The organism is Campylobacter concisus (genome assembly GCF_902460535.1).
Lineage (GTDB): Bacteria > Campylobacterota > Campylobacteria > Campylobacterales > Campylobacteraceae > Campylobacter_A > Campylobacter_A concisus_AS.
In genome coordinates this window covers 146,795-153,048 of the sequence record NZ_CABPTV010000008.1, presented here as the reverse complement: position 1 = coordinate 153,048, position 6,254 = coordinate 146,795, and the positions used below count along the sequence as shown (strand labels likewise).

Here is a 6,254-nt window from a genome sequence, read left to right as displayed (position 1 = left end):
ATATAATAATGTTTTTTGTATAATCTCAATTCTTTTTTAAATAATCATGTCTTGCTAGCTCAGTCGGTAGAGCATCTCACTTTTAATGAGGGGGCCGTTGGTTCGAATCCAACGCAGGACACCATTTTTTGGGTTTATGACCCTTTCGTCTAGTGGCTCAGGACTCTACTTTCTCTGTGTAGGAACAGAGGTTCAAATCCTCTAAGGGTCGCCAGATATTTTAAATTTTAGGTCGCTTAGCTCAGTTGGTAGAGCGCCACCCTTACAAGGTGGATGTCATAAGTTCGAGTCTTATAGCGACCACCATTAATTTTAGGTGCAGCGGTAGTTCAGTTGGTTAGAATGCCGCCCTGTCACGGCGGAGGTCGCGGGTTCGAGCCCCGTCCGCTGCGCCATCTACTAAACCTTAGGTTAAGGTTCTTGATTCTATTTTTCTTGTTTTTTGAGTGATCAAATTAAATTTTAAGATTATAAGTTCTAAGATAACACTTTATGATTTGTTATTGATACTTAATCTTGCCTCGTTAGCTCAGTTGGTAGAGCATATCACTCTTAATGATGGGGTCGTAGGTTCGAGACCTACACGGGGCACCATCTTTTGGCCCATTCGTCTAGCGGTTAGGACACCAGCCTCTCACGTTGGTAACACGAGTTCGAGTCTCGTATGGGTCACCATTTTTCTTCTAAATTTAACTCAAATTTTTCAAATTTACTGCTAGTGCAATAAATTTGACTAATAAATTGAACACATTTTGCTACCGAAATTGCTTACTGGTACGCGAAGCAATTTTGGTATTTAGATAGCAGAGATTATATTGAAATACTGTATCCCAAAATCTCATAATTCTTTGCTGAAGGTATAAATAAAACTCGTTTTAATAACAATACGCTTGAGCTTTGAAAAAGGTTTTTAGACTAAAACGGATCAGCAATTTATAAAAATTTAGAGATTATAAATAATGATGAAATCATGACTGCTGGAGTTTGACATTTTCATTAAATCTTTTAGAAATACACAAATTTAAAAATTTTACTGCAACATAAATTTGATAAATTTGCTGACTTTGCCTTGATAAATTTGACTTATAAAATAAAAGGGGTAGGGCGCATTTAATACGCCCTTTTATAAATTTAAGATGAAAACTTACTTGATCTTTTAAATTTGATCTATTTTAGCTCAAATGCAAGTGTTGCCGCGATCGTCTCGTCATCGCAAATTTTAGAGTCAGCAAATGGCATTTTATGCACAGTTTGCAGTAGCCATTTTCCAGGTTTAAGCGCAAGCACTTCTATCGTACCATCTGGCTCAGTTTCTCCGTGAAATGCGCTTTTTTCTTTCAAGAAACCATCAAATGTTCCATCAAGTGTAGCATTTTCTAAAGGTTTGCCTTCAAATAGAATTTTTACTTTAAACGGCACGCCAACTTTGAAATTTGCTGGATTGTCAAGCGGAACTATCTCTAGGCGTTGGTTGGATGGCTTTGTGACTGAGCCGTCTTTTGCGTTTTTATTTATGACGCCTTTTGCACTCATGCTCGCTTTTTTGCAGTATTTAGCGTCCTTGATGTCCTCTTTGGTTTTGCCCATGTGCCATCGCTCGCTTTTGTCCAAAACGTAGGCTTATACTCGCCAGCTATAAGGTATGAGCCGTCTTCTAGTTTGGCTCTTTCATAATGGTAGTTTTCGCCGCTTTGTTTTAGGCTCAGTTTTTCGCCATTTTTGTTTATAACGTACGGGGCTTCAAATAGGGCGATCCTATTATCTGGGATCTTTTCAACGGTCGGAAAATCGTCCGCATAGCCGATATCAACGCTTGTTACCTCTTTGCTGCTGCCAAAAAGCCAAAATTCATGAGCTAAAGAATGGCTGCTAAAAGCTGCCAAAGCCAAAAGTGCAAATAAATGCTTGTTCATTAGATATCCTTTTAGGTTAAAATGTTTTCAATATATGTCACAAAAATATTTTTAAATTTTCACATAGCTAAATTTTGCTATTTACTTAACAAATTTAGTAATCAAAACTAAAATTATTTATCTAAATTTATAAAATAATACAACTTTTAAAAATACTTTAGCTATTGAAAAAACGATATTTAAATCAGTGGTGCAATTATATTAAAATAATAATCATTGTCAATATAAAATTAAATTTTGCCTAAAAAGGAACAAATCAAAATAAATTTGCCTTTGCCATTTATATAGCTAAAAAGTTTTATTTCTGAAATATTTTGTATAAAAATTCTTTTTTCTCATTATATTTTAATATTAGATTAAGATTATATCCTTTATAATGTCACTAAATTATTTTAGAAAATATAACTTTATAATTATTTCCAAGGAAGGTTAAGATGAGAACTCTCTTATCTTTAAGCATGGTGTGTGCTACGCTACTTGCTAATGAGACTAATCTAAAAAACGAGTTAAACAACGAAGAGATTAGAGCGAATATGGCAAGCTCTTTTAACGAAAGCTCCAACATAAATTTGCTTAACGAAAAAAATAGCTTCAGAAGGTAAGCTAAATTTAAACGAAACCCCATGCTTTAAAATAGATAAAATTTCACTTCTTAGTGAGAACGAAGTAGCTAGCTTTAATGCTAGCAGTGGTGCTGATGAGGCTATAATAAGAAAAGCTTATAATGCAAACTACTCTAAATTTAACTCTATTTTAGAGGCTAGCTTAAATAAGCTTGATTTTAAATCAGGTAGCTGTCTTGGCAAAAACTCTATCAATCTAATCATAAACTCTTTTAACAACGAGATAATAAAAAGTGGCTATATCACTTCAAGTGCGAGCCTTGTTACAAAGAGCCTAAAAGATGCCAAGCTAGAGTTTGTGATAAATCTTGGCCTAATAGATGATATAAGCATAAACGAGCTTGATAGCCAAAGAAATAGAGCGAGCTTATTTAGCGCATTTGGTGAGTACTCTCATAAAAATAAAGTGGCAAACATAAGAGATATCGAGCAGGCTCTTGAGTCACTGCAAAACGTCTCGAAAAATGATGTTAGCATTAAATTCTTACCTTCAAATAGGGCTGGCTTTTCAAATATAGTGATCACTAGAGTTGATAGCTTCCCACTAAAGGCTGCTATTAGCATTGATAACCTTGGCTCAAAACAAAGCGGCAAGTATCAAGGCATGCTAAATTTAAGCACACTAAATTTACTTGGATTTAACGAAATTTTTAGCTTCTCACGTGGCAAAGATATCTTTAAAAAATATGAGGTCACAAATAAATTTAATGGCGCCACTGATCACGGAGCTTCAAATAACTACTATTACGGCTTTAGTATCCCATTTGGCTACTTCATGCTTGAGTATGAAAAGAGCAAATATGACTACGCTCAGATCATAAATGCAGCCTATAATCTCTACACATATAAAGGTAGAAGCGAGAGCGACTCACTAAGCCTTGCTTATACATTTTATAGGGATTCAAATTTTAAAAATAGCGCTTATGTAAAACTATTTAAGAGAAAAAATAAAAACTACCTAGAGGACTACGAGCTAGATAACCAAGCTAGAAGAAATGCTGGATATGAGGTAGGCGTAAAATCAAGCTGGAATTCTTACAACCAAGCTTTTAGCGCCAAGCTAGCTTACAAAAAGGGCACTGGTATATTTAGATCACAGCCTGATCCTTTGGAGGATAGCGGGGAGGCTACATCTAGGTTTGCTCTAATAAATTTAAACCTAAACTACAAATATAAATTTGAACTTCCACTAAGCTATGATCTAAATATCAACGCAAGATATGGACTAAATAAACTAAGCTTGCAAGATAAATTTAGTATCGGTGGATATCACAGTGTTAGGGGATTTGACGGGGAGAGCTCGCTTGTTGGAAACCACGGAGTAAGCGTAAGAAATACCCTCTCATATAACTACTATAAGAGCAACTCTGTCTATGCAGGGCTTGACGCTGGCATGGTAAGAGCAGCAAGTAGCGGCATAAAGGATAAAAACACCCTTGCAGGATACGCCATAGGTCTAAGAGGTAGCATAAAAGCTTACAACAACCTAAGCTACGACATATCAGTCTCTAAACCTCTTTATAAACCAAAGAGCTTTGAATCTAAATCAACAAATGTAAATTTCATCATAAGCTACGAATTTTAAGGATAAAATATGCTAAAGGACAATCAAATTTCAAATGCACAAAAGCCTAGCCTTTTAACCATAGGCTTAAATTTCTACATAAGTCTCTCTTTGCTACTTGGCACTATGCCTGCCCTTGCAAATGAGCCAAGTATCATAGCTGACCCAGGTGCTAGCAACCGCCCTGATATACTAAAAGCTCCTAATGAGACGCTAATAATAAACATCACAAACCCTGATAGCAAGGGCGTCTCTATAAATGAATATAGCAGGTTTAATACGCCAACCACTGGCACTATCCTTAATAACTCTAATAAAAACATAGATACAAAGATAGCTGGCCAGATAGATGCAAACTATAGGCTTACTAAAGAGGCAAGCCTTATTATCAACAAGGTAAATTCGGCTGAAAAATCATCTCTAAAAGGAAATTTAGAGGTTGCAGGTAGTAGAGCTGATGTAGTCATAGCAAACCCAAATGGCATAAGCGTAGATGGTCTAAATATGATCAACTCTCGCTCACTCACCCTAACAACAGGCAATATCAATAAACTAAGTCCTAAAGAGATAGAGCTAATATCTAATAACTCTATCGACATCGTAGGGGACGGCCTAAACGATAAGAGTAGCGACTATACAAACGTCATCTCAAATGCTGTAAATTTAAACTCAAATATCCACGCAAATGAGCTAAATATCATCGGTGAAAAGGCGGTTGCTTCAAGCAATGGCAAACTATATAACGACGTAAAAGCTAAAAACCAAGAAAACAGCTTTAGCCTAGATAGTAGCGCACTTGGCGGTATGTATGCTAATAAAATCAAACTAGTTGGCACAAGTAACGGCGTAGGCGTAAATAATAACGGCCTAGTTATAGCAAATAACAACATAGAGATAAGCCTTGATGGCGATATAGTTAATGCTGGTGCTATCGCTTCTAACAAAGAGGCTAAGATAGAGGCAAATACTATAACAAACAAAGATGAAGCACTAATAGCAGCCAAAGAGAGCCTTAATATAAAAGCAGACACGTTAGTAAATACCTCAAGCGGGATTTATGCTAAAGATATAAATGTAGAGGCCAAAAAGCTGGTAAATAACTCAAGCTCGCAGGCTAGGGTGGAGAAAAGCTTATTTGCTAAAAATTTAGCTCTAAAGCAAAGCGGTGAGAATAGATTTAAACTTGAAGAGGTAAATTTAAAAGAGATAAAAGCAAAGATCGAGGCTAAATTTAAAAAACTAGGCAAAGAGCTAAGCGAAGATGAGCTAAATGCTGAAATTTTAAAAGAGGCTATAAGCAAAGATAGCACCCTTTATGCTCTAAATTTACACAAAGACTCATATCTATATGGCACATCGACAAAGGTATTTGCTAACTTAAGACTAGACATCGATAAAAACGAAGTAGTACTTGATACTAGTAAAGCAAAAGACCGCGAAGTGCTAAAGAGAATTTACTACTCTATAAACAAAGAAATTTTAAACGAAGATGATAAAGCCAATTTCATCCCAGGTAGCATAGTAGCAAGCAATGATATAAATTTAAAAGTAGATGAAGTGCTAAATGATAAGAGCTTTATCTACGCAGGCAACGACCTCGTGCTTGATAGCAAAGATATAACAAACGTAGCGCTAAATTTAACAAGAGATGTTAGCAGCTTTAACGAATTTAAATGGAAAAAGCAAGAGTGGAAAGGTAAAAGAGGAAAAATCCTTGGTCAAAAAAGATGGGTGACTAAAGGTGGCAAAGGTGCTGTATTTAACTTCTCATACACAGATGTTGGCTTGCCAGCAGTATTTGCAGCGGGCAATAACATAGTAGGAAGCACACAAGACTTTTCAAGCTACGCACTAAATGATGATATAAAGCTAGCAAATGTTGATCTGGATAAATTCTCTGAGCCAATATTTAATAGCCCAATAATAAAAAACCTAAATAGAAGGGTAAAAAACCAAGGATACTACTACAGCCTTGATAGCATAAACTCTGCTTATATAGCAAATATTCTTGATGGCTTATATGAAGCAAGAAATGAGAGCATAAGTAAATTTAAAAAAGAGGCCAAAGATAAAAACGTAAAAGCCTCAGCTCTAGTAATGGCAAATAATATAGACCTAGACGCCAAAGGCAACATAAGCCTAGCTGGCAGCGTA

The 6,254-nt window shown here is 35.8% G+C and carries 4 protein-coding genes and 6 tRNA genes; 8 read left to right on the top strand and 2 right to left on the bottom strand.

The window, feature by feature from the left end; genetic code table 11:
- Nucleotides 1-48: 48 nt before the first annotated feature.
- The 6 genes from FZ945_RS08010 (at nucleotide 49) to FZ945_RS07985 (ending at nucleotide 675) form a co-directional block, all read left to right on the top strand.
- Nucleotides 49-124 (top strand) — tRNA-Lys (locus FZ945_RS08010).
- A 14-nt stretch (nucleotides 125-138) separates the two neighbouring features.
- Nucleotides 139-214: transfer RNA gene (locus tag FZ945_RS08005), tRNA-Glu, on the top strand.
- A gap of 16 nt (nucleotides 215-230) precedes the next feature.
- A tRNA-Val gene (locus FZ945_RS08000) sits at nucleotides 231-306 on the top strand.
- Between the two features lie 12 nt (nucleotides 307-318).
- A tRNA-Asp gene (locus tag FZ945_RS07995) sits at nucleotides 319-395 on the top strand.
- Between the two features lie 123 nt (nucleotides 396-518).
- Nucleotides 519-594 (top strand) — tRNA-Lys (locus tag FZ945_RS07990).
- A gap of 6 nt (nucleotides 595-600) precedes the next feature.
- A tRNA-Glu gene (locus FZ945_RS07985) sits at nucleotides 601-675 on the top strand.
- A 492-nt stretch (nucleotides 676-1,167) separates the two neighbouring features.
- Here the strand turns inward: FZ945_RS07985 and FZ945_RS10360 are convergent.
- Both FZ945_RS10360 and FZ945_RS10355 read right to left on the bottom strand, forming a co-directional pair.
- Entirely contained in the window at nucleotides 1,168-1,587 is a 420-nt protein-coding gene (locus FZ945_RS10360) for a DUF4198 domain-containing protein (protein WP_262367198.1), read from the bottom strand.
- Complete coding sequence (locus FZ945_RS10355; RefSeq protein WP_262367197.1) at nucleotides 1,530-1,913, bottom strand: DUF4198 domain-containing protein; 384 nt, start codon at nucleotides 1,911-1,913, stop codon at nucleotides 1,530-1,532. The genes FZ945_RS10360 and FZ945_RS10355 overlap by 58 nt, the downstream gene beginning before the upstream one ends.
- Nucleotides 1,914-2,834: 921 nt before the next feature.
- Here FZ945_RS10355 and FZ945_RS07975 point away from each other — a divergent pair.
- On the top strand, nucleotides 2,835-4,121 hold the full coding sequence (locus tag FZ945_RS07975; protein WP_187424189.1) for a ShlB/FhaC/HecB family hemolysin secretion/activation protein: 1,287 nt from the start codon (nucleotides 2,835-2,837) through the stop codon (nucleotides 4,119-4,121).
- A gap of 9 nt (nucleotides 4,122-4,130) precedes the next feature.
- The coding region (locus FZ945_RS07970; protein ID WP_148803823.1) for a filamentous hemagglutinin N-terminal domain-containing protein at nucleotides 4,131-6,254 on the top strand (2,124 nt) is incomplete at its 3' end.